Source organism: Myroides sp. DW712 (assembly GCF_046557355.1).
Lineage (GTDB): Bacteria > Bacteroidota > Bacteroidia > Flavobacteriales > Flavobacteriaceae > Flavobacterium.
The window spans coordinates 51,614-77,500 of the sequence record NZ_JBKFDO010000007.1 but is presented as its reverse complement, the minus strand read 5'-3'; the positions used below and the strand labels follow the sequence as shown (position 1 = coordinate 77,500).

The 25,887-nt window shown below is 32.1% G+C and carries 22 protein-coding genes and 1 CRISPR repeat array; of the genes, 18 read left to right on the top strand and 4 right to left on the bottom strand.

What is annotated here, in order from left to right; genetic code table 11:
- The 12 genes from ACLJX0_RS07400 (at nucleotide 1) to ACLJX0_RS07345 (ending at nucleotide 18,012) form a co-directional block, all read left to right on the top strand.
- Nucleotides 1–405 (top strand): NTF2 fold immunity protein, encoded by a 405-nt coding sequence (locus tag ACLJX0_RS07400; protein WP_410879516.1) that lies wholly within the window; start codon nucleotides 1–3, stop codon nucleotides 403–405.
- A 153-nt stretch (nucleotides 406–558) separates the two neighbouring features.
- Nucleotides 559–1,356: a CRISPR-associated endoribonuclease Cas6 gene (gene cas6, locus ACLJX0_RS07395; protein ID WP_410879514.1), complete on the top strand. Its 798-nt coding sequence runs from the start codon at nucleotides 559–561 to the stop codon at nucleotides 1,354–1,356.
- A gap of 217 nt (nucleotides 1,357–1,573) precedes the next feature.
- Nucleotides 1,574–1,765 (top strand): hypothetical protein, encoded by a 192-nt coding sequence (locus ACLJX0_RS07390; RefSeq protein ID WP_410879512.1) that lies wholly within the window; start codon nucleotides 1,574–1,576, stop codon nucleotides 1,763–1,765.
- Between the two features lie 89 nt (nucleotides 1,766–1,854).
- Nucleotides 1,855–3,804 (top strand): hypothetical protein, encoded by a 1,950-nt coding sequence (locus ACLJX0_RS07385; RefSeq protein WP_410879510.1) that lies wholly within the window; start codon nucleotides 1,855–1,857, stop codon nucleotides 3,802–3,804.
- Between the two features lie 11 nt (nucleotides 3,805–3,815).
- Complete coding sequence (locus ACLJX0_RS07380) at nucleotides 3,816–4,712, top strand: type I CRISPR-associated protein Cas7 (protein WP_410879508.1); 897 nt, start codon at nucleotides 3,816–3,818, stop codon at nucleotides 4,710–4,712.
- 37 nt (nucleotides 4,713–4,749) lie between these two features.
- Nucleotides 4,750–5,526 carry a type I-B CRISPR-associated protein Cas5b gene (gene cas5b / locus ACLJX0_RS07375; RefSeq protein ID WP_410879506.1) on the top strand — a complete coding sequence of 259 codons (777 nt, stop codon included), beginning with the start codon at nucleotides 4,750–4,752 and terminating at the stop codon, nucleotides 5,524–5,526.
- Entirely contained in the window at nucleotides 5,510–8,281 is a 2,772-nt protein-coding gene (cas3, locus tag ACLJX0_RS07370) for a CRISPR-associated helicase Cas3' (protein ID WP_410879504.1), read from the top strand. Before cas5b ends, cas3 begins: the two co-directional genes overlap by 17 nt.
- A 1-nt stretch (nucleotide 8,282) precedes the next feature.
- Nucleotides 8,283–8,795, top strand: coding sequence for a CRISPR-associated protein Cas4 (locus tag ACLJX0_RS07365; protein ID WP_410879502.1), 513 nt, complete (start codon nucleotides 8,283–8,285; stop codon nucleotides 8,793–8,795).
- A 12-nt stretch (nucleotides 8,796–8,807) separates the two neighbouring features.
- The gene (gene cas1b, locus ACLJX0_RS07360; RefSeq protein ID WP_410879500.1) at nucleotides 8,808–9,815 is read left to right on the top strand and encodes a type I-B CRISPR-associated endonuclease Cas1b; all 1,008 of its coding nucleotides are present in this window, start codon (nucleotides 8,808–8,810) and stop codon (nucleotides 9,813–9,815) included.
- Nucleotides 9,815–10,078, top strand: a complete 264-nt coding sequence (gene cas2, locus ACLJX0_RS07355) for a CRISPR-associated endonuclease Cas2 (protein WP_410879498.1) — start codon at nucleotides 9,815–9,817, stop codon at nucleotides 10,076–10,078. Before cas1b ends, cas2 begins: the two co-directional genes overlap by 1 nt.
- Nucleotides 10,079–10,282: 204 nt before the next feature.
- Nucleotides 10,283–15,837: direct repeats of the CRISPR family, unit length 30 nt; unit sequence CCTTTAATCGTACTATACAGGAATTGAAAT.
- Nucleotides 15,838–16,147: 310 nt separating this feature from the next.
- Nucleotides 16,148–17,419: a tyrosine-type recombinase/integrase gene (locus ACLJX0_RS07350; protein ID WP_410879497.1), complete on the top strand. Its 1,272-nt coding sequence runs from the start codon at nucleotides 16,148–16,150 to the stop codon at nucleotides 17,417–17,419.
- A 59-nt stretch (nucleotides 17,420–17,478) separates the two neighbouring features.
- Nucleotides 17,479–18,012: a hypothetical protein gene (locus tag ACLJX0_RS07345; RefSeq protein ID WP_410879495.1), complete on the top strand. Its 534-nt coding sequence runs from the start codon at nucleotides 17,479–17,481 to the stop codon at nucleotides 18,010–18,012.
- Between the two features lie 27 nt (nucleotides 18,013–18,039).
- Here ACLJX0_RS07345 and ACLJX0_RS07340 read toward each other — a convergent pair whose 3' ends face one another.
- Nucleotides 18,040–18,510: a JAB domain-containing protein gene (locus tag ACLJX0_RS07340; protein ID WP_410879493.1), complete on the bottom strand. Its 471-nt coding sequence runs from the start codon at nucleotides 18,508–18,510 to the stop codon at nucleotides 18,040–18,042.
- Nucleotides 18,511–18,933: 423 nt separating this feature from the next.
- Between ACLJX0_RS07340 and ACLJX0_RS07335 the strand changes: the two genes are divergently transcribed.
- From ACLJX0_RS07335 to ACLJX0_RS07325, 3 genes are all read left to right on the top strand, one after another.
- Nucleotides 18,934–20,223, top strand: a complete 1,290-nt coding sequence (locus tag ACLJX0_RS07335) for a tyrosine-type recombinase/integrase (RefSeq protein WP_410879492.1) — start codon at nucleotides 18,934–18,936, stop codon at nucleotides 20,221–20,223.
- A 110-nt stretch (nucleotides 20,224–20,333) separates the two neighbouring features.
- The gene (locus ACLJX0_RS07330) at nucleotides 20,334–21,134 is read left to right on the top strand and encodes a hypothetical protein (protein WP_410879491.1); all 801 of its coding nucleotides are present in this window, start codon (nucleotides 20,334–20,336) and stop codon (nucleotides 21,132–21,134) included.
- Nucleotides 21,121–21,591 carry a hypothetical protein gene (locus ACLJX0_RS07325; protein ID WP_410879489.1) on the top strand — a complete coding sequence of 157 codons (471 nt, stop codon included), beginning with the start codon at nucleotides 21,121–21,123 and terminating at the stop codon, nucleotides 21,589–21,591. The genes ACLJX0_RS07330 and ACLJX0_RS07325 overlap by 14 nt, the downstream gene beginning before the upstream one ends.
- A gap of 34 nt (nucleotides 21,592–21,625) precedes the next feature.
- On the opposite strand, the gene ACLJX0_RS07320 is transcribed toward ACLJX0_RS07325, so the two are convergent.
- From ACLJX0_RS07320 to ACLJX0_RS07310, 3 genes are all read right to left on the bottom strand, one after another.
- The gene (locus tag ACLJX0_RS07320) at nucleotides 21,626–22,582 is read right to left on the bottom strand and encodes a nucleotidyl transferase AbiEii/AbiGii toxin family protein (protein ID WP_410879487.1); all 957 of its coding nucleotides are present in this window, start codon (nucleotides 22,580–22,582) and stop codon (nucleotides 21,626–21,628) included.
- Nucleotides 22,575–23,171 carry a DUF6088 family protein gene (locus ACLJX0_RS07315; protein WP_410879485.1) on the bottom strand — a complete coding sequence of 199 codons (597 nt, stop codon included), beginning with the start codon at nucleotides 23,169–23,171 and terminating at the stop codon, nucleotides 22,575–22,577. The genes ACLJX0_RS07320 and ACLJX0_RS07315 overlap by 8 nt, the downstream gene beginning before the upstream one ends.
- 431 nt (nucleotides 23,172–23,602) lie before the next feature.
- Complete coding sequence (locus ACLJX0_RS07310) at nucleotides 23,603–23,953, bottom strand: helix-turn-helix domain-containing protein (protein WP_410879483.1); 351 nt, start codon at nucleotides 23,951–23,953, stop codon at nucleotides 23,603–23,605.
- A gap of 67 nt (nucleotides 23,954–24,020) precedes the next feature.
- Between ACLJX0_RS07310 and ACLJX0_RS07305 the strand changes: the two genes are divergently transcribed.
- Genes ACLJX0_RS07305 through ACLJX0_RS07295 form a run of 3 tightly spaced genes read left to right on the top strand, consistent with a single transcriptional unit; the run spans nucleotide 24,021 to nucleotide 25,874 of the window.
- Entirely contained in the window at nucleotides 24,021–24,719 is a 699-nt protein-coding gene (locus ACLJX0_RS07305) for a LemA family protein (RefSeq protein WP_410879481.1), read from the top strand.
- A 21-nt stretch (nucleotides 24,720–24,740) separates the two neighbouring features.
- Complete coding sequence (locus ACLJX0_RS07300) at nucleotides 24,741–25,274, top strand: hypothetical protein (RefSeq protein WP_410879479.1); 534 nt, start codon at nucleotides 24,741–24,743, stop codon at nucleotides 25,272–25,274.
- A gap of 54 nt (nucleotides 25,275–25,328) precedes the next feature.
- Nucleotides 25,329–25,874: a hypothetical protein gene (locus tag ACLJX0_RS07295; protein WP_410879477.1), complete on the top strand. Its 546-nt coding sequence runs from the start codon at nucleotides 25,329–25,331 to the stop codon at nucleotides 25,872–25,874.
- Nucleotides 25,875–25,887 lie beyond the last annotated feature (13 nt).

The window sequence follows — 25,887 nt, the reverse complement described above, 5'->3', positions numbered from 1 at the left end:
ATGAAATGTAAAATCTATATTGGCTTGTTAGGGGTTGTTGTACTGAGTTGTGATGTTGCTGTGAAGCGGGAACCACATTCAGATGCTATATCTATCGTAAATAGTGAACCAGCTCCTTTTGTTATTGTGGGGGCTTCATTTGAATTAGATACGATTCAGACAATAAATCAAGAGGATAATCTTTTACCTACTGCAGCAATAGCTGTTCAAGCAGCGGAAGAAGTTCTTTTTCAGCGTTACACAAAAGAAAATATTATTGAACAAAGACCTTATCGCGTTCATCTTAGAAATAAAGTGATATGGTGTGTTGAAGGAGATTTAGACCCCATGATGGAAGGAGGTGTCTTTTACATTGAATTGGATAAGCATAGTGGAGCGGTTTTGAGTGTTTCTCATGGTAAGTAAAGCTTAATATTGAATGAAAAAATAACGCTATTTTTATTAATCAGTACATTTTATACCCTATTTCGCCCTACTATAATTAGTGGCGTTTTTTTATTTAAATTAAGTAAAAGTTTTTGTTTTATTTAGTATGTTTATGAAGTAACGAATAAGAATATGCGATTTAAGGTAAAATTAGAAGCTATTGGAGGTAAGCGGGTATTGCCTATTAATTATCAATATCCGTTATCTGCTGCTATTTATAGGATTATAAGCAAAGGAAGCAAAGAGTATGCTTCTTTTTTGCATGAAAAAGGGTATGGAAAAGGATTTAAATTTTTCTGTTTTAGCGATATTAAGACTCCTTTTCAACTTGAAGGTGATCGATTGCTACTTCAGCAAGACGAAGTAGAGGTACAGGTCGCTTTTCATTTGCCAGAGGCTATGCAGCATTTTGTACAAGGATTGTTTGCTTCAGAAAAGATTACAATCGCAGATAAGAAATCCCAACAAGATTTTAAGGTTAAAACTATAGAAAGTGTTGCCACGGGATTGTCAAGTTATAAGGAAAATGAAATTATAAGCGTTGTTCTTAGACCCCAATCTCCTCTAGTACTTGGATTGAAAAATGAAGCCTGGAAATACGATTATTTGGATCCAGAACACCCAAGATACATCGAAATGTTTTTGTACAGTTGGAGAGAAAAGATTAAAGCTTCTTATGGGGATGAATTGGCATCGAGTGCGTTGCTATTGGCAGAAGTTGTTTTTTACAATCACCCCAGTCGCTCTCGATTGATTACGGTGAAAAGTGATACAAAAGAAGAAACAAAAATAAGAGGATATGTCAAGTTTAAACTAGAGGTCAAGGCAGAAAGGCGTTTTGTAGAACTTTTGCTTAATGCGGGTGGAGGTTTGTACAATGCTTTAGGCATGGGGTTTTTGGAAATTGTTGAAGAAAAACTGGAGGTATAAAATACCTCCAGTTCGTTACAGAATGTAACTGAATGTATTATTTACAAATTTCAATTCCTCTATGGTACGACTAAAATTAATTCAGATTAAAATTAGAACAAAGTTATCTTTTATATAATAAAATACAATAATAACTGTGATTTTATTGTATTATATACAATGAGTTTTTTTAAAGTAAATATCATATATTTACTTTAAAAGATAAACTGTATGCATAATGGAAAACGGATACTATATTACAACTGATTCAAATTTAATGGATTTATGCGATTTTAATCAATATGTCTTGCAATTAATAAGAGAAAATCAAAACTTTAGGTTTGACGATTTTTTTTGTAAAGAAGACTTTACTGATGCAGGTATTTATAAAACTATGTTGGAGAGGTATGATTCAGAGTGTCCATTATAACTCTACTAGGATATATTTTGAGCAATGGTGAGTTATTAAAATAAAAGTAATCCAAAAATTAATTTCTATACAAGTATAAAAATAAAACAATGATAAAAGAAATAGTGAATTTTATGGAAGTACTTCCTGATGAATTTAAAACCATGGGATCCCTACCTAAAGAGGGATTGCATATTTTAGTACATCAGCGTGTCAATGCAGATCAAATCGTAAGTATTGATTTGGATGATTTTCAGTACGAATTGTACAGTAAAAAAGATACAGAGGTAAGTGCCTACTTAGAAGGCTGCAAGTTGCGCCATCAAAATGCTTGGTGTATTAATACGAACAAATGTTTTGATTTACCCATCAAAGCGATTCATAGCTGTTCTCCTTTTGTTGTTGCTTTTAAGCGGGAGCATTTAAAGGGTGGGGGAAAGTATCAAGCGAACGAAAAGGATAAGAATAAGAAAAAACAAATCTATGAGCGTTTTGATTTATATTTTGAAAAAGCGTTTCAATTGTTTGAACAAGAGGAGAATACGTTTAAGCATGAAGTGTTTAAATATTTTTTTGCCAAGAATCAGTTTTCTTTTGTATTAGATAAAATTGAAAAAGAATTTGCAGCTCAAAAAGAAGAACTACTGCTCAAGCAACTTCGCATAAAAGAAGCTGCTCAAGAGACTAAAGAAAGTAAAGATCAAGTGAAAATTGTATTAAAAGAGTTGGATCAACAACTTTTAAAAGTTCGAGAGTTGACCGATGGAGATTATATTATTTTCTATCTCGATTTACCCATTGAAGACTATAAAAAGGCACACAAAAAGTATTTAGATGATAAACTGTTTAATACTGATAAGTACAATACAGCACCAGATGATGAGGGACTGATTTACGGTACGAGTAATTTCATGAATGGTTTTAATAGCAATATGCCTTTTTTATTGCATCAAACTGCTAGTTTTGATATTAGTGGACGAATATCCAATATTGAAGCCAAGCAATTGTACGATTTTGCTGGACTTTTACCCAATAAAGTGCTACCTAATCCTTTACCCTTATTCGTTTATGAGAATGAATTGAATGAAGAGATGATTGGCTTGATGCGAGAGAGTGGATTCAAATATGGTTACCAAGAAATTGTACAAAAAATAGTTGATCATCATCAAAGAGATATTGGAAACTACTATCTCTTGTTTTGGCAAAATACCAAAGATGGATTGGTTTTTAGGGATTTTGATTTTGTGTCCCGATTCGAATATAAATTGGGGAATAGGGAGGATAATGGATTGAAAATCGATAACTTTTTTGATGTTTCTGATGAAAAAGTAAAAAGAAGTTATATTCTTATCAAGGATATCTTTCATTTGGAAAGTGTGGTATTAAAGCCATTGTTGGAAAATAAATACAAAAACAGAATTGACTATTTTTCTGATTTGGATGAGAAGGGATATGAAGAATTGCCCTATACGTTTCAATCCTATTCCAAGTTTCGAAAAACAGTGTACGACTATGTGTATAAGTCACAACGTCACTTGATTGATGCTTCTGTTTTTTATGAAATGGTATTTAACGCAATTAAAGACAACATCAAGAATGGTTATGGAAAGGGAGTAAAAGAAAAATTGAATATTTGGTATAGTGCCCAACACTATTTTAATCAAAAAAATAAAACATATATGGGAAATAAATTAAAAGAGTATCAAGATTTTGTTGAAGAATTAATTTCAGATACTGGATTAGAGCGAGAAGCAACGGACTCACATTTTGCTTTTACAGCAGGAATGGTTATAATTTACATTTTGAATCAGAGTAAACGAGAGGATAAAAACTATAGCTATTCCTTATTGGAACCTTATTTACAACAATCTCGTTGTCTTGAGTTTAAAAAAGCAATCACTAATGATTTTGCTCGTTATAAGCACGAACGATTCTCAAAAAAGTTTGAACGAGCAGCCGCTTTTGTTTTAAGCTATGAAACAAATACAGATCTAAAGAAATTATTACCAGAAATATTATCTGGTGTTTTTGCAAATAATCAATTATACAGTTCAAAATAAAAAGAAGAGTTATGAGTACATCCTTTAAAAATCGCGTATATGGCGCAGTAGTGATTAAGTCAATCAATTCAAATTACAATGCGGATTTTTCTGGACAACCGCGCAAATTGCCTAATGGCGTAGTTTATGCAACGGATAAAGCATTAAAGTATTCGATTCGAAATTATTGGAAGAATGCATTGGGGGAGTCTGTGTTTTACTTCAAATCGTTCAACGATAATTTAGCACCGAAAGACTTGAAAGAAACTTATGAAGCAAAGTATAAGGATATTAAAAATGACAAGGTAGAAGTGTTGGGTAATTTACTTGAGAATATCGATGTTCGCTTGTTTGGAGGAACTTTTGCTGTAAAGAGTATGAACCTGTCATTACATGGAACCTGTCAGATTACGCATGGAGTAAATAAATTTTCGGAAAATGTAATTTACTCGGAACAAATTTTATCACCTTTTCGAAATTCAAATAAAGATGACGCAGATAATAGTACATTAGGATCTCAATCCCGTTTAGAAGAGGGGCATTATGTTCATCATTTTTCTATTAATCCAAAGAATATTGAAGAAGATGCAGCTCGTGTGAAATCAGCCGGAGTGTTAGTAGAAGATATTACTAAATTAAAAGATGGATTGTGTAAAGGAGCTACCTATTACGATTCTGCAGCAAAATCAGGAACAGAAAATGAGTTAATGATCTGGGTGGAATTGAAAGAAGGAGCGAAAATAGTCTTGCCTTCTTTTGTCAATCTGATTGATATCAATGATAAGAGAGAAATTGATTTGAGTAAACTACAAGCTTTGTTGAAAGAGGAACACCTAGCTAAAGAAATAGCTAAGATTGAGTTGTACTACAATAAAATCTTCACCAAAGTAATTAACGAACCAGCAAATGCGGTGGTATTACCCATTTAATTTTCCGTTTATTTAGAAAAACCTTGAACTGTACAATATGAAAATAGTATCCATAGATTTATATTCTGACTTTGGCTTTTTTAGAAAACCCGATACGAATAATACGATTAACCTCTCTTATAATATGATTCATAAACCCGTGGTGTTAGGGTTATTGGGAGCTATTTTAGGATTAGAAGGTTACAGAAAAAAAGGTGTACTACCTGCGTACTATTTAAAGCTTAAAGATTTGAAAATAGCAATAGAACCTTTGAATCACGATAAAGGTAATTTTGCTAAAACACCAATCAAATACACCAATACAGTAGGGTATGCCAATAAGGGAAGTAATTTTTTAACAGAAGAACTAACCTTGGTACGACCTACTTATCGAATTTATCTTTTATTAGATGATTCCAATGAATTGCATCTCAGACTTCTACAAAATTTAAGCGAAGTTAAAACAGAGTTCATTCCTTATTTCGGGAAAAATGAATTTACAGCTTGGTGGACTAAAGCTAGTTACAAAACCTATGCTGTAAACGAGAGAAAAGAAGAGAAAAATGAAGGTGTGAAAATTAAAAGTTTGTTTATCAAATCTATGCAAGTGAAGGATAATAAAGAGGAACCTTATGTTGATCACTTGGCTTCTGGAAATGATGAGGTAGAATCGTCTTATATTTATTTTGAGCGCTTGCCAAAGGAATTTGATGAGGAGTTAATGCAATATAAACTAGAAGATTTTGCTTACACGAATTATTTAATCAAAAACGCTCAAGCATTAGAGGATTTATACTATTTGAAAGAAGAAGATGCTTATGTCCAATTCATATAAATCAATCAAACAATTAGTTGAAGAAATACCTTCGTTGCGCACTTATTTGCAAGACGAAGGTATTTATTATGCGCATATAGCTCGGGATAAAGCACCTGAAACTCTGGCTGAGCATTTAGATTTGGTCAATACATATTTTGTCCACTTAGTTGAGGAACACAGTTTGGATACTGTCATTGATAGACTTTTGTCTGATTATTTGGATGATATGGAAATTGAGGATCAACTTTTAGGTGAGGCAATTAAACGACAATTTGTCAATGCAATTGGTTTTCACGATCATGGCAAAGTGAACGAGAACTTTCAAGCCAATAGTCTGAAGATGAATAACCCTCATTTTTACGACAAGGGAAGCAAGGATAGTGTGCTTTCGACAAATCACTCTTTACTGAGTGCTTTTATCTATTTGAGTAAGGAAATTGATGCAGTAGCTCGTATGCCTATAGGTAAAGAAAGGAATGTGTTAATCGCTACTGCTTTTTTTCTTTCTTATAGTATTTATAAACATCACAGCTCAAGTTTGAATGACACAATAGAGGAAACCCTCGAGATGAGGTATCTCTTTATAAATAGAGATAGAGCAGCAGTTTTAGATTTTCTAGCTAGCTATTTGGCTAAGTATGGGTTCAATGTTTCGGAAAAAATTGTTTCATGTATTGGAAATACACAGGTTATCAATAGTGTTTTTAAAACGAATGCTGATTCTGAGGCATTGTATTCACTAGTAAAATTGAATTTCTCCTTACTGACAGCATCTGATTACTTAGCTACCAATGAATACAATGCTAAAATGAAATTGGGAGATGTTTTCAAGCAGAGTGTGTTTACTCCAGCTCGAATTAATCAGCTGTACACCTATGTGACTCAAAGTGAAAAATTAGGACAAACTAAGGTTAATTTTAATGCAATTACCTATCGAGCACTTGAAGATTACACGATAAAAAATCCTCGAGAACAATCAGGGCAGAATCTCAATATTTTGAGAAAAGAGATGGGAATAGAGGTGATTCAAAATATAAGAAAGTATGCAGATCGCAACTTGTTCTACATTGAAGCACCAACTGGTGGAGGAAAAACAAATCTATCAGTGTTAGCTATGTTAGAATTGCTCAAGGCGTCTGAAGGGAAGCTAAATAAAGTGTTTTATGTATTTCCCTTCACCACGTTGATTACACAGACTAAAAAAAGTTTGATAGAAACACTGGGACTTGAGGAAAATGAAATTGTCGAATTACATAGTAAAGCGGCATTTACTGAAAAAGGAAATGGAGATGTAGACGGAAGATATGGCAATAACAAGTTAAATTTTATTGCCAATCTCTTTGTACATTATCCGATGTGTCTCTTATCTCATATTGGTTTTTTTGATCTTTTAAAATCAAATAAAAAAGAGAAGAATTACTCGTTTCATCGTTTAGCTAACGCTGTTGTTGTTATTGATGAATTACAAAGTTATAGTCCACAACATTGGGAGAAAGTTATTTATTTCATTACCCATTACGCCAAAGCCTTTAATATCAAATTTATCTTGATGTCGGCTACTTTGCCCAAATTGGACAAACTGAATTTCTTAAAAGAAGGGGTAGGAGATTTTGTTTATTTATTACCAGAGGCTAAAGACAGGTATTTTAGAAATCCCAATTTTTGCCAACGAATAACTTTTGATTTCGAGTATTTTGAAAAGAAGGTGGAGTTGTCTGTTTTGGCTGAACGATTATTGGAAGAATCTAAACAGTATGCAACATTAGATTATGGTGAAGCTAAGCCTAAGGCATCCGTATACACCATCATTGAGTTTATTTATAAAAAAACGGCAACTGTTTTTTATGAATTGATCAAAGATAATGATTTTTTTGATCAAGTATTTGTATTGTCTGGTACCATTTTGGAACATAGAAGGCAATATATTATTGATTTTTTAAAACAAGCAGAAAATAGATCCAAGAAAATTCTATTGATCACTACACAGGTTGTAGAGGCTGGTGTAGATATCGATATGGATTTAGGATTCAAAAACAGGTCTATTTTAGATTCTGACGAGCAGTTAGCAGGACGGATTAACCGAAATGTTAATAAGGGGAATTGCAAGTTATTTTTGTTTAATTACGATCAACCTTGCGTGATATACGGAAAAGACTTGCGTTTTAAATTAACTAAAGAGAAACTTCAACAGGAGCAATACAAACAAATTTTAGAGACAAAAGATTTTGATTTGTTATATGATTTAGTTATTAATAATCGAAATAAATGGTCAGAAACTCCTATGGTATCAAATATTAAAGAGTATGTATCATATGTCAAAAAAATGAGATTTGAATCTATTAATAAAGAGTTTCAACTGATTGAGAGTAAGAATATATCCTGTTTTGTTCCTTTAATAATCCCTGTGACATTGGGGAAAAATATTTTTTTCACCTACGCAGAGTTAGCTTTTTTAAAGGAGTATGGTATTGTTGAGAACAATGGAGGGATAAGTGGAGTAGAGGTGTTTGATTTATACCTTGCTATTATTCAATATAAAATTGATTTTCTATCACAGCGGACACGAGAAAAACAGTTACAAAGTATATTGTCTAAATATGTTTTTTCTGTTTTTGCAACCAAAATTATTGAAGAGCAATTGGTGCGATTTAGCGATGTAGATAAATCTGCTTATGGTTATCAATACTTAGCGCATTGGAATGATTTTTATACTATAGAAGGAGGAATGGACACGTCTAAATTACACGGAATAGAAGAAAACCAATTTTTATGATATGATACTGATAAATGCCACACATATTAATTTGTATCACGTGTGTAAACGAGAATTATGGTTACACTATCACGGTGTGCGAATGGAGTATAATTCTGATTTAGTTGCAGAAGGAAAATTGCTGGGTGAGCTTTCTTATCCAGAACGGTCAGAAAAATATACGGAGTTACAGGTTGGAAACATAAAGATTGACTATTATGACGCACGTAATAAAGTGGTACATGAAATAAAAAAATCAGATAAAGTTGACTATGCTCATCAAGCACAAGTAAAGTATTATTTGTATCGCTTGTTACTGGCTGGTATTGAAGGAGCTACAGGTATTTTAGAATACCCTTCTTTGAGACAAAAAGAACAAGTTCTTTTAGAGAAGGAAGACGTAGAAAAAATACAAGATTGGGAAAAAGAAATTCAAGCGATTTGTATGAGTGATCAATGTCCTCCAGTGATACATGCAAAGATTTGTCGATCGTGTAGTTACTGTGATTTTTGTTATATCGATGAAGAAGATTAAAATAGAATTAGGATGAAAAAAACTTATTATTTGTTTAATCCAGGACGTTTGAGTCGAAAAGACAATACGTTAAAATTTGTACCAACCGATGCTGATGGTAAGGAAGGAACTCCCAAGTATATTCCAATAGAAGGAGTTGCCGATTTGTTTTGTTTTGGCAGTTTAGATGCCAATAGTGCTTTGTATTTTTTTTTAGGCAAGGTAGGAATTGCAGTTCATTTTTTTGACTATTATGAGCATTATTCTGGTTCTTTTATGCCCAAAGAATATTTGCTCGCAGGAAAGATGCAAATTGAACAAACGAAAAACTATATCGATACAAGTAGACGATTAATACTAGCGAAAAAGTTTGTTTCTGGAGCGTCTTTTAACATTGTTAAAAATCTCCGCTATTACATTAATCGAGAGAAAGATTTACAGGAGATACAAGATACGATTGAGCAGTACACTTTGTCAATTGACACAAGTGTGGCAATTGATGAACTAATGGGGATAGAGGGAAATATCAGGCAAATGTATTATACAGCATTTGACACGATTATTACGTCTGACTTTACAATGGAAAATAGGAGTAAAAGGCCTCCGAAAAATGAAATAAATGCTTTAATTTCGTTTGGGAATATGCTGTGCTATAACTTGTGTTTGAGTCAACTCTATCATACTCAACTCAATCCTACGATTAGCTTTTTACATGAGCCAGGATTTCGACGGTATTCTTTAGCGTTGGACTTGGCTGAAATATTTAAACCTTTACTAGTGGATCGTTTGATATTCAGGTTGTTGAATAAGAAAGAATTGCAAGCTAAAGATTTTGACCATCAACTGAATAGTTGTACTTTAAAGGAATCGGGGCGAAAAGTCTTTGTAAAAGCATGGGAAGAAAAAATTAACGAAACGTTTAAGCATCCTATTTTAAAGCGCAATGTAAGTTATAAACATTTGATTAAGTTAGAGTGTTATAAGTTGAGTAAACATATTTTGGGGATAGAAGAATATAAACCATTTAAAGCACGTTGGTAATGTATGTAGTTTTAGTATATGATATAGGTGAAAAACGTGTGGGGAAGATGCTCAAGTTGTGTAGACGCTATTTGAATTGGATTCAAAACTCTGTTTTTGAAGGAGAAATAACAGAAGTTAAGTTAAAAACACTATTAGCAGAAGCAAAAAAAATTATGGATAAAGGAGAAGATAGTGTTATTGTGTTTAAAAGCAGGGAAGAAAAATGGTTGGAAAAACAAGTCATCGGAAAGGAAAAAAATGAGTTAGATAATTTCTTATAGTTGTCGATGATTTCGTTATTTTCATTTTTGCTCTTTGAAATAATGAAATTAATCACTAATGTGTTGATAATTAGTAATTTGATATTTAGTCGCTGATAAGGGAAAATTCGATTATTATCGATCGACTATTTTTTGCAGTCAAAAATGAAATAATTACCTTTGTAAAGCCTTTAGAAAGGCTTTTTTATACCGTGAATTTCACGGCCTTTAATCGTACTATACAGGAATTGAAATATAATTAATGAAAGTCCAATAAGCCATTTTGAAGCTACCTTTAATCGTACTATACAGGAATTGAAATTTGTAAAGAAAGACTACACAAGGGTTGATGGAACCACCTTTAATCGTACTATACAGGAATTGAAATTTGGTTGAAATTTATTGGTTAAGTATTAAAACTCTCCCTTTAATCGTACTATACAGGAATTGAAATAGTTGTACGATGAACTAGGTGTTTATGTTAGGTCCCTTTAATCGTACTATACAGGAATTGAAATAGCTGAAACAGTAAAAGTGAATAGAGTTGCTATATCCCTTTAATCGTACTATACAGGAATTGAAATATATAAGATGAAGTCATTTTACCTTGTAACTCCTCCCTTTAATCGTACTATACAGGAATTGAAATTTTGGAGTTAAACAACTTCCGTTAACGCGCAATAACCCTTTAATCGTACTATACAGGAATTGAAATTTGAAAATTGGGTAGGGATGAGTTTGGAGTTGTATGTCCTTTAATCGTACTATACAGGAATTGAAATTTGTTACCCATTTTAAATATCTTTTTAATTAACCAACCTTTAATCGTACTATACAGGAATTGAAATTAGAAAAGCAAGTCCATTAACAATGGTTTTAGTTGGCCTTTAATCGTACTATACAGGAATTGAAATATGTAAAGAAACACTATGTTTAAATATCTGTTGTGTCCTTTAATCGTACTATACAGGAATTGAAATATAGGAATACCACTCTTTTTATCGTTCCACTCATCCTTTAATCGTACTATACAGGAATTGAAATTATTGAAGAGCGTGAAAAGCAATTGCACAATGCTACCTTTAATCGTACTATACAGGAATTGAAATTTGATTATAAGGATGTCAAAGAGCAGGTTGAATCAGCCTTTAATCGTACTATACAGGAATTGAAATAGAATACCTTTATCCTTACCCCACTCAATTATTTTTCCTTTAATCGTACTATACAGGAATTGAAATCAAGAAGAAGCTTTTAATACTGATGATGTGATGTTTACCTTTAATCGTACTATACAGGAATTGAAATTAATAATATACAACCCTTTCTCCAAACACAACGCAACCTTTAATCGTACTATACAGGAATTGAAATTAATTAAAACATTTTTAATTGACCTACGTGGTCTGTCCTTTAATCGTACTATACAGGAATTGAAATTTGTCCCAGCATTTTGTTTTTTTCTCTCTTATTTTATCCTTTAATCGTACTATACAGGAATTGAAATAAGACAACGCTAACAAACTTAACTACGAGCTAGACTCCTTTAATCGTACTATACAGGAATTGAAATACTTAAAAAAACTTTATAATATGAACACCCTAACAACCTTTAATCGTACTATACAGGAATTGAAATAAGAATCATACGAAGAAATTAAACAACTAATTAAAACCTTTAATCGTACTATACAGGAATTGAAATAAATTAAACAATAGGTCTGCGTATAACGAATTGCTACCTTTAATCGTACTATACAGGAATTGAAATTCTACCATAATTAGTGAAGTAGCTAATCGATACATCCTTTAATCGTACTATACAGGAATTGAAATTAATTTGAACAAATATTAATACCTCTTTCATTTATCCTTTAATCGTACTATACAGGAATTGAAATAGTAGATTATTTGGTTGACAAGTTTTACGGAATATTACCTTTAATCGTACTATACAGGAATTGAAATATGACCAAGGCACGCAAAACAAACACGCTAACTTCCTTTAATCGTACTATACAGGAATTGAAATATGTCTAACATCCTAATAGAAATGCTATCAAGTTTCCTTTAATCGTACTATACAGGAATTGAAATATGTAAGGTCTTTTTAGTTGCTTTTTTATCCTCAACCTTTAATCGTACTATACAGGAATTGAAATACCTGTACTCCATTTAAAATACCTGTCAACCTGTCCCCTTTAATCGTACTATACAGGAATTGAAATTCGTATTTGTCTATTGGGTACTTGATTACTATACCCCTTTAATCGTACTATACAGGAATTGAAATATGCGTAATTACCAAGACAATGTAGGTAATTACGCACCTTTAATCGTACTATACAGGAATTGAAATATTTAATAACCAAGGATACTAAACAGTATAATGACTCCTTTAATCGTACTATACAGGAATTGAAATGCTATGTCTAAAGCTTTTTCTAGTTTAGGAAATGTACCTTTAATCGTACTATACAGGAATTGAAATTCGAAGTATTGATTCACATTCCAAATTGGCTTTAAACCTTTAATCGTACTATACAGGAATTGAAATAAGTGAAAGAATTGTTCTTCCCGTTTAGTGGTAACCTTTAATCGTACTATACAGGAATTGAAATAAATTCAAAACAAACATACTAAGCAGATTCAAGAAACCTTTAATCGTACTATACAGGAATTGAAATATCTGAAGTGTTCTTGTGCTTTCTTGAATTGTTCTTCCTTTAATCGTACTATACAGGAATTGAAATTCAGTAAATAACGTTTTATCAATAGCACACTTACAACCTTTAATCGTACTATACAGGAATTGAAATATAAGAACCTTGACGAAGCTATTTCTTTGCTTAATCCCTTTAATCGTACTATACAGGAATTGAAATTTGCATTGTAGGACAAATCCCCGCAAAAATTGATTGCCTTTAATCGTACTATACAGGAATTGAAATTTATATTTTCATGCTTAATTTTATAATGTTTTATCCTTTAATCGTACTATACAGGAATTGAAATATAACTATAAGACCTAAAAATCAACCGCCAGTCGCCCTTTAATCGTACTATACAGGAATTGAAATTACATACAGATAGCTGGCATTTTTTCAAATGCGTCCTTTAATCGTACTATACAGGAATTGAAATATAGTTGTTTTGTAAAAACCAATTGAAGGTAATAGGCCTTTAATCGTACTATACAGGAATTGAAATCGTCCTAAAGCTTTTCCCATTAGTGCCACTACTAACCTTTAATCGTACTATACAGGAATTGAAATATAGTTGTTTTGTAAAAACCAATTGAAGGTAATAGGCCTTTAATCGTACTATACAGGAATTGAAATCGTCCTAAAGCTTTTCCCATTAGTGCCACTACTAACCTTTAATCGTACTATACAGGAATTGAAATTTCAGAGACACATTAACTGCTGAACTAAAGGACGCACCTTTAATCGTACTATACAGGAATTGAAATAAATAATACTGACTTTGAAACATTATTTGATATGCAGCCTTTAATCGTACTATACAGGAATTGAAATATGAAAACAATGTTTGGATCGCAAAGCAAAAGTTTACCTTTAATCGTACTATACAGGAATTGAAATTCCATTGGACATTGCCATATTTTCCAATCAGACGTACCTTTAATCGTACTATACAGGAATTGAAATTTGAGTACAGCGACGCTCAAAATAAGATTGAGCGCGACCTTTAATCGTACTATACAGGAATTGAAATGGAATCTGAATATGTTCTGTTTTACCAACTTCTAGTCCTTTAATCGTACTATACAGGAATTGAAATAGAATTGAGTCTAAATCTATTAATTTAAAAAATACTACCTTTAATCGTACTATACAGGAATTGAAATAAGAAGAAGAAATTAAAAAAGCAGCGGAATTACCAGACCTTTAATCGTACTATACAGGAATTGAAATTTGATTTTCTTTAACTCATTAGCATACTCTAAACCTCCTTTAATCGTACTATACAGGAATTGAAATTTGGCATATAATTCTAGCAATAAATTTCGCTGTACAGCCTTTAATCGTACTATACAGGAATTGAAATATTAGAAATAATACTTGATTATTTACTAAAAGAATACCTTTAATCGTACTATACAGGAATTGAAATTTGCATTTGGCTAAGCCTCCAGAGCAGGTTGCTGAACCTTTAATCGTACTATACAGGAATTGAAATGTTATCCACTGCATTAACTTGGAGGCTTAATGAGCCTTTAATCGTACTATACAGGAATTGAAATCTCAGATAGGCTTATTGATTATTTTGAATATTTCCAACCTTTAATCGTACTATACAGGAATTGAAATATAGAGTTAATGAGCTCGCGTGTAGCATCGCCATCCCTTTAATCGTACTATACAGGAATTGAAATGTAAGTACAAGTGTCTTGTTGCCTTTTTTAGCGGCCCTTTAATCGTACTATACAGGAATTGAAATCTCATTTTGTCAAGCAATGCTTTTGTTTTTTTATCACCTTTAATCGTACTATACAGGAATTGAAATATATCAAGTATTCCACAATGTTGCGTTTTTTTAACTCCCTTTAATCGTACTATACAGGAATTGAAATTTGGCAAATGAAGCAGAAGAACTCTTTTTAAACTCTTCCTTTAATCGTACTATACAGGAATTGAAATTTGTATGACATCATTCTACCCCTATAATTAGGAAAACCTTTAATCGTACTATACAGGAATTGAAATTCCATTGGACATTGCCATATTTTCCAATCAGACGTACCTTTAATCGTACTATACAGGAATTGAAATCAGAATATGGACCCACTACTGTACCGTATGTACCTACCTTTAATCGTACTATACAGGAATTGAAATGAAGTAATTAAGCAAGAAGTTGAAATTGACTTTGACCTTTAATCGTACTATACAGGAATTGAAATTTAAAATGTACACTAATTTTTGTGTTATCATATTTTGCCTTTAATCGTACTATACAGGAATTGAAATATGGATGCTGATGGATTCTCAAATTCATCCATTAACCTTTAATCGTACTATACAGGAATTGAAATAGAGTAAACTGTTGCTCTCGAGAACCCACAGCAACCTTTAATCGTACTATACAGGAATTGAAATTTCGTTAGTGCTTTTTGCCCCTTGGTATAATTCGATCCTTTAATCGTACTATACAGGAATTGAAATTTGATTGACAAAGTACCTTGAAAGCCTCCATTAGAGCCTTTAATCGTACTATACAGGAATTGAAATATCACTTTGCTATGTACATGACCATTCCTGTTCCAACCTTTAATCGTACTATACAGGAATTGAAATGTTGTACTATCCATCATCTGCTTTAAACCTGAAAGCCTTTAATCGTACTATGCAGGAATTGAAATATATCTCATGATAAACTTATTTAACACCAATATAGAACCTTTAATCGTACTATGCAGGAATTGAAATTTACTTGTGTCGAAAGCTGTTTTTTCGTTGTTTAACCCTTTAATCGTACTATACAGGAATTGAAATATGAGATCTTTAATCTTCTTTTCAACTTTAGTCAACCCTTTAATCGTACTATACAGGAATTGAAATTCCTTAAAATCAAAACCGAGTGAAGTACCTATAATGCTTTTAATCGTACTATACAGGAATTGAAATACAGTTGTTTGCGCTTCTTTATAGATCTTTTGAGTTTTAATCGTACTATGCAGGAATTGAAATGAGATTGCATCTACTCCATGATGGACTGCTATATAATTTTTAATCGTACTATACAGGAATTGAAATATAAAAATTGGTGCGTTAACCATATAAAACTCACACCTTTTTAATTGTACTATACCAGAATGGAAAATTAACAAAAAAAAGACCTAATCTTTCGATTAAGTCTTTGTAGCGAAGACGGGAGTTGAACCCGTGACCTCAGGGTTATGAATTCTTATCTTTTGGTTTTATATGGATTGATATGATTCAAAAACCCTTTATTTACTGGTTTTTATGATTTTTAAGATTCGTATAACACCATATAAAAACGTTATTTGTTGTACCTATGTTGTACCAATATTTTGTATCTTTGGTACAACAAAAATCTTCTACTATGGCAACGGTTAAAATAGTTCTTCGTAAGAAAATCAATAAAGACGGTACTTATCCTCTTGCATTGCGTATTACCAAAGATAGGAAATCATCTTTTATACATCTAGGATATAGTGTAAAAATTGAAGACTGGATCGCTGATGAGCAACGTGTAAAATCATCACATCCCAATTCAAAACGATTGAATAACTTTCTTCTGAAAAAGAAAGCGGAAGCAAATGATACATCTTTAGAGATTGAAACTCAAAAAAAAGAAGTATCAACCAAAGCCATAAAGCAAAAAATAAAACCTAAGGGCGGTGCTACTTTCTTTGTACAAGCTGAAATCTTCCTGTCTAATCTTGAAAAAACAGGAAACTATAATTGTTTTATTGCAGAAAGATCACGGGTTAAAATATTCCAGTTGTTTGTTAGTGGCAGAGATATAACCAAAACTAAGCCTACAGGAAAAAAGGGAGTAAAAGAAACAGGATTAAGTGATATAGCTTTTTCTGATATAACGGAAGGGCTTTTAAATCGATTCAAAGTAGAACTTATTGCTAAACGTAAAAGCAGTGAGCGAACAGTTGCTAATTATTTTGTAATGATACGTTCAATTTTCAATCAAGCGATAAAAGAAGGTATTACTGAAGAAAAATATTATCCATTTGGCAAGGGTAAAACGTCAATCGAAATTCCTGAAAGTACTAAAGTAGGAATTAGTATGGATGAAGTAACACGATTAGAACAAGTGGAGCTTTCTGTTTTAAGTCACGACCACGCAAGAAATCTTTGGCTTATATCTTATTATTTTGCAGGTATGCGAATTTCTGATGTTTTACGTTTGCGTTGGTCTGATTTTAAAGATATGCGTTTACATTACACTATGGGAAAAAACAATAAAGCAGGTTCTTTGAAAGCACCTGAAAAAGCTCTTGCTATTCTAGACAAATACGCCAATGAAAAACACAAGGATAATGATTTGATTTTTCCTGACCTAAAAGTTTTACCGAATTTACATGACGAATTTGAAGTAAAACGTAAAATTGCAAATGCCGTAAACCGATATAACAAAATCCTGAAAAAATTTGTGCTTCCTTCTGCTAAAATTGAAAGTAAAGTTACAATGCATATTTCACGCCATACTTTTGCAACACAAGCAGGAGATAAAATTCCCGTGCAAATGCTACAAAAGCTTTACAGGCACAGCGATATTAAAACGACAATCGGTTATCAATCAGCGTTTATTTATAAAGATGCTGATGAAGCTTTAGAAGCGGTGATAGGTACGTGAAATATAATCAATCTTTGATGATTTAACTTATTTTTTTAACTTTAACAAAAAGAACCAATATGCCAGCAAAAACAAAAATGTTATTCATTCTCATTGGAGATGATTGTACAGGAAAGACTACATTACAAAAGCTTATTATTGAGCGTCTGTGCGGACTAAAGTATGAAACTTTAAAAGTTAACCTTGGCTTTAATATAATGCATCCTGAAATTAAACGTAAATATGAAAAAGCATCATTCGGAAATAGAAGTTATCAGGAAAAAAAAGAGACTTATAATTCTGTAGAAGAATATTTTGACAAGCATTTTAATCCAACTGATATCGCTTTCATTTCATCGCATTTATATCCGAATGATGTTGAAGAAATGATACAAAAGGGAAAAGAACAATTTTATAATGTTTACGGTGTGTTCTTTTCAAATTCCATTGAAAATAACAGAACTGTAAATGCTCAAATATCAGCACTGAATTGGGATGAAAGAATAGTATTAGATAACCCAATAACAGATGACCATACCTTAATAACAAGTCAATTAGTGACAAATGCAGATAGTCTGATTTTCTTTCTTGTTAACAGAACCAACATATCATAAAAAACAGCGGTCTTGTACCGCTGTTGTCTAAAATGGCACACCTAAACGTCCTGAATCAGCAAAAGAATAGTAATTTTCTTTTGTGATAATTAGATGATCTAGTATATCAATATCGATGTATTTTCCAGCTTTATAAAGCTTATTTGTAAGCCGTAAATCTGCTTCACTAGGTTTAAGATTTCCTGATGGATGATTGTGAGCAAGTATAATACCGCTTGCATTGGTTTTTAATGCAGCAATGAAAACCTGTTTTGAATCGACAACTGTTCCAGAAGTACCACCTGATGATACCTGATATATTCCTAGAACCTGATTAGCTCTATTGAGCAAGATAATTTTTGACTGCTCAATGAATTCAATTTTGTTTTCATCCCAATTATGACGAAACAACTCGTAAGCATCTTTTGATGTAGTTATTTTGTGCCGATCATTAAAGGCACTTTGAGTTCGATAGATCAATTCTATTTCTGTTAGTTTATAGAGTTCTGAAACTGACACTTATTTTTCTCCCATGAGGATTCGGTATCAATTTTAATATATGTAAATTATCTATATGGGTGAAATAGCCATATCTATTAATTTCAAATAATCAAAAATAAGTATTCTTAAAATTTATTTTGAACTTAATTTAAGCGGTAGAACCAAGGTAGAACCGGACTTTTTGATTTTCTATAATTGTATGGTAAGTGTTTGATTTTATTGGTTGCGGGGGCAGGATTTGAACCTGCGGCCTTCAGGTTATGAGTTGTATTTTTGCCATATTATGTATAGTTTAATTGTGCTTATTATTGGTTATTTGTGTATATATTTTAGTTAGTTAATTGACTATTGGTGGTGTAATTGATATTGTTCAAATTATACCAAAATTACTCAAAAAGGTAGAACCAGGGTAGAACCAGTTTTTGAATAAAAGAGGAAGAAATGGCTATATCTCGATTAAACTTCACGAAACAAATCTTACAAAATGTAGCTATACCAGAAAAGAAACGGAAAGCTTATTATGATGAAAAAGTAAAAGGCTTAATTCTTGAAGTTCGCCCAAGTGGTACAAAATCTTTTTATCTCTATAAGAAAATAAAGGGATACCCCGAACGTATATTTCTTGGTGTATTTCCAGATTTAACAATCGAAAATGCACGAAAAATGGCTACGGTAAAATTGGGAGATATTGCTAAAGGTATAAACCCTCAAGATGAAGTACGGGCTATACGCAATGAATTTACTTTTGAAAAATTATTTCAGGAATACATGGAACGTTATAGCCGAAAGCATAAACGATCTTGGAGGTATGATGAACGAGAAGTGAATAAATTTCTCTCTCATTGGTTTAAACGAAAAATTGGAGATATTCAAAAAGTAGAGGTGCAAAGATTGGTTGAAACAATCCATGATAAACATGGATTATATCAAGCAAACAGAATTTTAGAACGTGTGAGAGCTATATATAATAAAGCTATTGAATGGGGATGGGATGGCATCAATCCAGCTATCGGTATTAAAAAATACAAAGAAAAAGCAAGAGATCGCTTTATATTACCTAACGAAATGCCTTGTTTGATTAAAGCTCTTAATGAGGAAAAAAATATAACGGCACGTGATTATCTATGGATGTTACTACTAACTGGTGCAAGAAGAACTAATACGCTTATGATGCGTTGGGTAGATATAAACTGGGAAATGAATATCTGGCGTGTTCCTCTAACAAAAAACGGAGAACCAGTTACCATTCCATTAGTTGAGCGTGCGATGGATATTTTACAAACGAGAAAGCAGACTTCTAATAGCGATTGGGTTTTTCCAAGCCTAGAAGATGAAACAAAGCATTTTGTAAATTTTAAACGTGCATGGAAACGAACTCAACAAAAGGGTACTATTTATTTATGGGCAACAGATAGTCAGTATGCAAAATTCATCCGTGAATATGATTTATCAGTAAATGATTATGAGCAGGTGAATAAATCATATAATGCTATTTTCGATAGAGCTAGAAAAGAGAATATCACGCTTCCCATAGGGTTGATGGATATTCACATTCATGATATTCGCAGGACATTTGGTAGTTATCAGGCAATCACAGGAGCGAGCTTACAAATTATTGGAAAAAGCTTGGGGCATAAATCCTCTCAATCCACACAGGTATATGCTCGATTAAATCTTGATCCAATTAGGGCTTCCATTGAAAAAGCAACGCAGGCTATGTTTGATTATTAAAAATATTTTTTTCAATAGTTCAAGTAAAAACTATTAAAATTTAGCTTTATAATTTACTATATTTGAATATTATTAAGTAATTAGAATGATGTAAATCCTAAGGTGTAGAGATGGCTAAAAAGGTTTTGACTTTTAGTGGTATTGTTTGTTTTATTAATGACAGTAGAATTTCTCTTGAAGAATTTAAGACGGTTGTTCATGAAGGCACTTTTGATGAAGTTAATGGGAATAGTGTACAGATTTTTAAATTAGATTATGACAATGATTATTTAAAAGTTTGTTTTTCTGATGGTTCAGCAATGCCAAGAAATCCGAATGTTTATAATAAAACTAAACAAGAACTTGAACCTAATCCAAGAGAAAGTGATCAAATAGAACCAAAGGATTACTTTGCTATTTTTGATTTAAAAACCAGCTATTTATGGTTAAGTAATACGAAGAAAAAGTCGGTTATCCTTGATTATTTTCAGAAAAAATTTGGAAATAAAAAAATTGTATTTAAAGATGTTTATGAAGAGCAAAAATTTATAGACTCTTTAAAAACACTTGATCAAATTAAAATTAGTGCAGCTCCTAATATATTTACGCAAACCAATTCTCTTTCTCAAGCCTTAGTTGATGAAATGTATGGGGCTCACGAAGCTGTACTACATTTAAAATATCAAAATATTTTAGTTGGGGACACTTTATTAGAAAAAGTAAAAAGTATTTTTAAAAATCGTACAAATTTCCAAGGGGTAATGATTTCTGGTAGAGATGAAAAAAATCTCGGTATGCTTTTTAACAACAGTCTTTTTACAAGGAAAATTGATATTAAAGCGAATGTCGATGAGAATGAAATGTTCGACACTCCTGATGTTTTTACTCAAATGATTTCCAAATTAGAAGAAGAAGCTAATGCAAGTAATTAAAACAATAATATTTGAGAGTATGCTTGTAGGAACTTTGTTTATGTTTTCTACATATTGGTATTTTGACAATTCAAAGGCTTTTGGAGATATATTAGCCTTTTTGTCAATAGTTACAGGATTTGTTGTTACAGGTTTATCCATTATTGCAACATCAAGTTTTTCTAAAGAATTGTACAAGCAAGAAGATACAAAAGATAATTCAAAAACTTTATTACATATACTTGTTGAAAAATTTGTAAAATCAACAAAGGCATCGGTAATAACGATTGTTTTAATCTTACTTTATTTTTTTATTGATGGTGCCAAGTTAAAAGTATATGAGTTCTGGGAAACAGAGATTAGTTTTAAACATATTTTAAGTAGCATGATATGGCTCTCAACTGTCTTTTCTGTTATATATTTTGTTTGCTTAATTGATATTTTTGCAAAATTTGTTATTCAAACAGCTAAAAAATAATCTACGACGAAAACTTTTAGAAGAAAAAATAACATCAAAGTTGATCAATATTCTCTTTAATCCTTACTAGTAATTCCTCAAATTCAGGCTGTCCGTTATAATAAAGTGAAGCAGTAGCAACATATCTTGTTTTGAATGCTTCTCTCTGTTCAGGATCATTCAATAAAAATGCTTCATTTTCGGCAATAGGAATATCTAAATCAACCTTTGGAAAACGAGCTTTTTTATGAGCAAGGTATTCATCTGTTCCTATAAAGTCCTGAACCTCTTTATATGCCAATAAAGAATAAACATCATAATATTGTCGCATAAGATTTGCACGGGGTGCAGAACCGCTTTTTTCCTGTCGGTATTTTGTAGCTATAGTTTGCAGTTTTTCAACAAACGTATAACCCGTATGATAACAGGCTATATCAATTGCACGATTATCTATGATTGATATTTTAGGATTGCTAAAAGCTTTATCAAATGCCCAAGAACTGATTGTAATTTGTGTATTTGGTGTAACGGTATCAAATCCTGCTTCAAGTAATATGCCGTCCTTTAATCCGTCTATATGACCTGTTTTAGATTCGTAATGTAATCTGATACCGCCACTTCGATAATAATCTGTATCATCGAAATCATGATCTCTTACAACAGACACAATACCGTCAATTTTAATGTGATCTGCAAGCCAGTCATAATATTCTTTACGAGATTGAACACTTTTTTCTTTGGTGTTTTTAGGATTTTCATTAACCCCCAATTCGGCAGGAGGCTTAATATGAATATCTATATCCTCGGAAAAACGATTTATAATTTTATATCCTTTGGATAAAGATGTACCGCCTTTTAGTTCAAAATCAAATCCTTGTTGCTTCAAACCAAACAAGACGTGCATAATCCAGTAATCTTTTTCAATTAACTGGATTTGAATACCTGTTTCTTCTTCTAAAATACGTAACAGGTCAAGGAAATCAGGGCGGTCATGTAGATATTGCTTAGGCATAGTGTCTTTGCTCTAAAGTATTTAATAATGGGGTCAAAACTTTCTTTGCTCTTGCACCACCATAAGCTTTAACAGTCTTATGCAGTTTTTGAACATCCATCGTTTTAACCTTATTCCGAACTTTGGATAAAACTTCTTTAGTATCTTCTGCAAGGGTATCAAGGTTATTGACTAAATCGACCAATAAGAATTCTTGTGTTACTTCTTTAGGGAAACGAGGTTTAGCATGGAAGAAAAATTTCCTTCCTCCTAATTCAAACTCACCATGTCGTTTACGGTTATACACAACACGTTTGTTATATAGTTGGGTTGTGCCTACACCAAGCTTGTTATAATCATTAGGAGAGGTCAAAAGAAATTTATTATCTTTCAGAAAACTACGAACTAAAACTTTTTCATCTGGTGGTACAGCACCGAAAACAGTTTCTTTCGGGTAATAGTATAGCCCTTGCGAAAGCTTTTGAAGCGTTCCGTCATTCACAAGTTCTGTCAGGTGGCGATCAACTGCATTAGACCATTTCATAAGGTCACTTCTGCGATAGACACTACCACGCTTAAGATGTTTCTTTAATTCGTCTAACCGTTTCATATTATTTACCTTTACAATACAAGTATAGCAATTTATATGCCAATATGCAAGTATTTTAAATTAAAAATCCATGCAAATATAGCAATTAAATATATATGAATTAAGGTTTTATGTATTAATCTATTTTGTTGTTTTGTTTTTTTAATGGGGTGATATAGCATTTGAGACAGTACTGTTATTTTTGTTTTTATGTATGTTGTTTGGTAATACAGTAATGTTATAAATAGGTGATTTTAACCTATAACTATCACTATGATGTTATTTGTATCGTCAAAAAATCTGATAATTATATACGTAAATGAAGTTTGATAATGGAGCTTACCAAATAAGGATTAGCGACTTTAAGAAAACTTTAGTCAAAGGAGGCTTTTCTCTCAAGTCGTTTTAAAACAGTTTTGGCGTCGGTACATATCAGATTTTTAAAGTTAAAATCACTTCTTATCTTCCAACATACGCATCAATCGCTCTACCTGTTGTTTCAGGTATTTGTTTTCTTCTATCAAATGCTCAATATAGTCCTGTGACGAGATATAAACATTTCCGAAGTTCTTAACCTTGCTATAATTATTAAATGTGCTTGTTGCATTATCATCAAGTAAATTGATAAATTCTACTTCAAGAAGTTCTGCGATTGTTTTTAAGCGTTCTAAGTCAAGTTTTACCTGTCCACTTTCAATTTTACTATAAGTACGTTGTGAAATATCCAATTTCTCAGCCATAAACTCTTGACTGTATCCTTTGATTTCACGTAGCGAGCGAATTTTTTTTCGGGTTTCTACCATTTTTGTTCTTGTTTAGACCGTAAAGGTATAAAATATTCTTTTTTGTTCATACAAAAATCAACTGTTTTTGAAGAAGTTTGTATCCGTATTTAATATCCCTAAAACCGTTTTTATGTTTGGATTTTTAATCATTTTAATCGTTGCGGCTTTAATTGTTACAGGACTTTCCTATAACTCTTTGCAAAAATTATCGCAAGATATTAGAGAGAAAGCATCAAATGCTCAGGTCTCTGTTAGTAAAAAATTGGCATTAATTAATCAATTGATTGAAGTTGTCAAAAATTATCAGACAGGTGAACAAATGGTTCATCTCAAGGTGTCTCAAGATGCTACCCAAGGCAACTTAGAGGGAGCTTATCAGCAATCAGGAAGCGTATTTGCAACAATACAGGGAATGGCTGATCGTTTTCCAAACTTAAAGGCAGATTCACAATACCATCGTCTAGTAGATAGTATTCAAGAATGTGAAAAGGACATTCAGTATTGTAGAGAAAAATACAATCAGTCAGTAAAGCTTTATAATACTAAAAGATTGACTATTCCTACGGTTTTTATAGCTAAGCCACTAGGGTTTTCAGATGCACCTTACTTGGAATTTGATCAATCAGGTGTACAAGAAGTTTCTACGTTAAAAAACTTTACAACGGATGACGGAGAACGCTTGCAAAAGATTTTTACTGGTGCAGGAGATAAAATTAAAAATGCTGCAAAAGATATGGGTAAGGCGGGGAAAGACTTTGCTGATAAAATTAAAAAAGAGTCATAGCATAAACTAAATCTAAAAATTATGAGTACAGAAGTAAAAGCAAAGTATAATTTCGAGATAACGAAAGAACGGGATTACACTATAGTATCTTACAGAAAAACACCAATAAGCTATAAGTTAGCAACCTCACAACTTGCTTATGCAATGATAATTCCGGCAGCTATATTAGCTGTTATGATAGTCATACCAATGGGGAAAGACGGGATTTTTTGGGGATTTATGTTCTTTCTCATTTTTACGGTAGCATTTGGATTGATCTATACGTTCATTTTAAATTACTTCCGTACTAAAAAATTACATGAATTTAAAATTGGTGATAGAGATATAATTGTAGGTAAAAAAACTTACAATAGAGAGCATGTACATTCCTTTTTTATACAAAGAACACACATCACATATCAGAACGTTCAGACTGTTCATGAAATTATCGAAAAATCAAACAACAAAATATGCATTCGTTACGGTTCCAACGATGTCGTTTTAGCAAAAGGGTTGGGAGAAAGAGATGCTGAAATCATGTTTGATAGAATAAAAGAAATTACAAATTTGAAATAATCTCAATTAAATACAACAAATTTTAAATCCATATTTATTTAACTCTAACTTATTATGAAACATTACATCTTACTTGCGTTTATGTTCCTTATTGGGACAAGTGCTTTTGCACAAAAAACTCCAACTCCTGAATTTACGGGAAGACCGTATGCTTTAGAAAACAGCACACTATCTGAGCTGGAACGTGTTGATGCCCAACATGAACAAAAACATAAAATGTTAGGATATGCAGGTGTTGAAATTTATTATACGGCATTTACACCGTCTTCAACAGTACAATTTTCAAAATCTAAACTTCCTAAATTCGTGATAAGTGTTGAAAAAGGAGTTGATCCTTCGGATGCATTTACCCTCATCAAAGGCAAAGTAAAAAAAGGAAAGAGAAGTTTTCTTATTTCAACAATGCAGGGAACATTTACAAAAGCAAAATCTACAAATGACGTGCAGGTTACTTTAACCTACAAGAAGATCAAAGATAATTTATACGAAATTATTTTGCCTGATAATGTTGAAACAGGCGAGTACGCATTTGTGCCGAACGGAACAGATGAAATGAGTGCGGGAAATAAAATGAAAATTACCTGCTTTGGTATTGAGTAAATCATTTAAACAA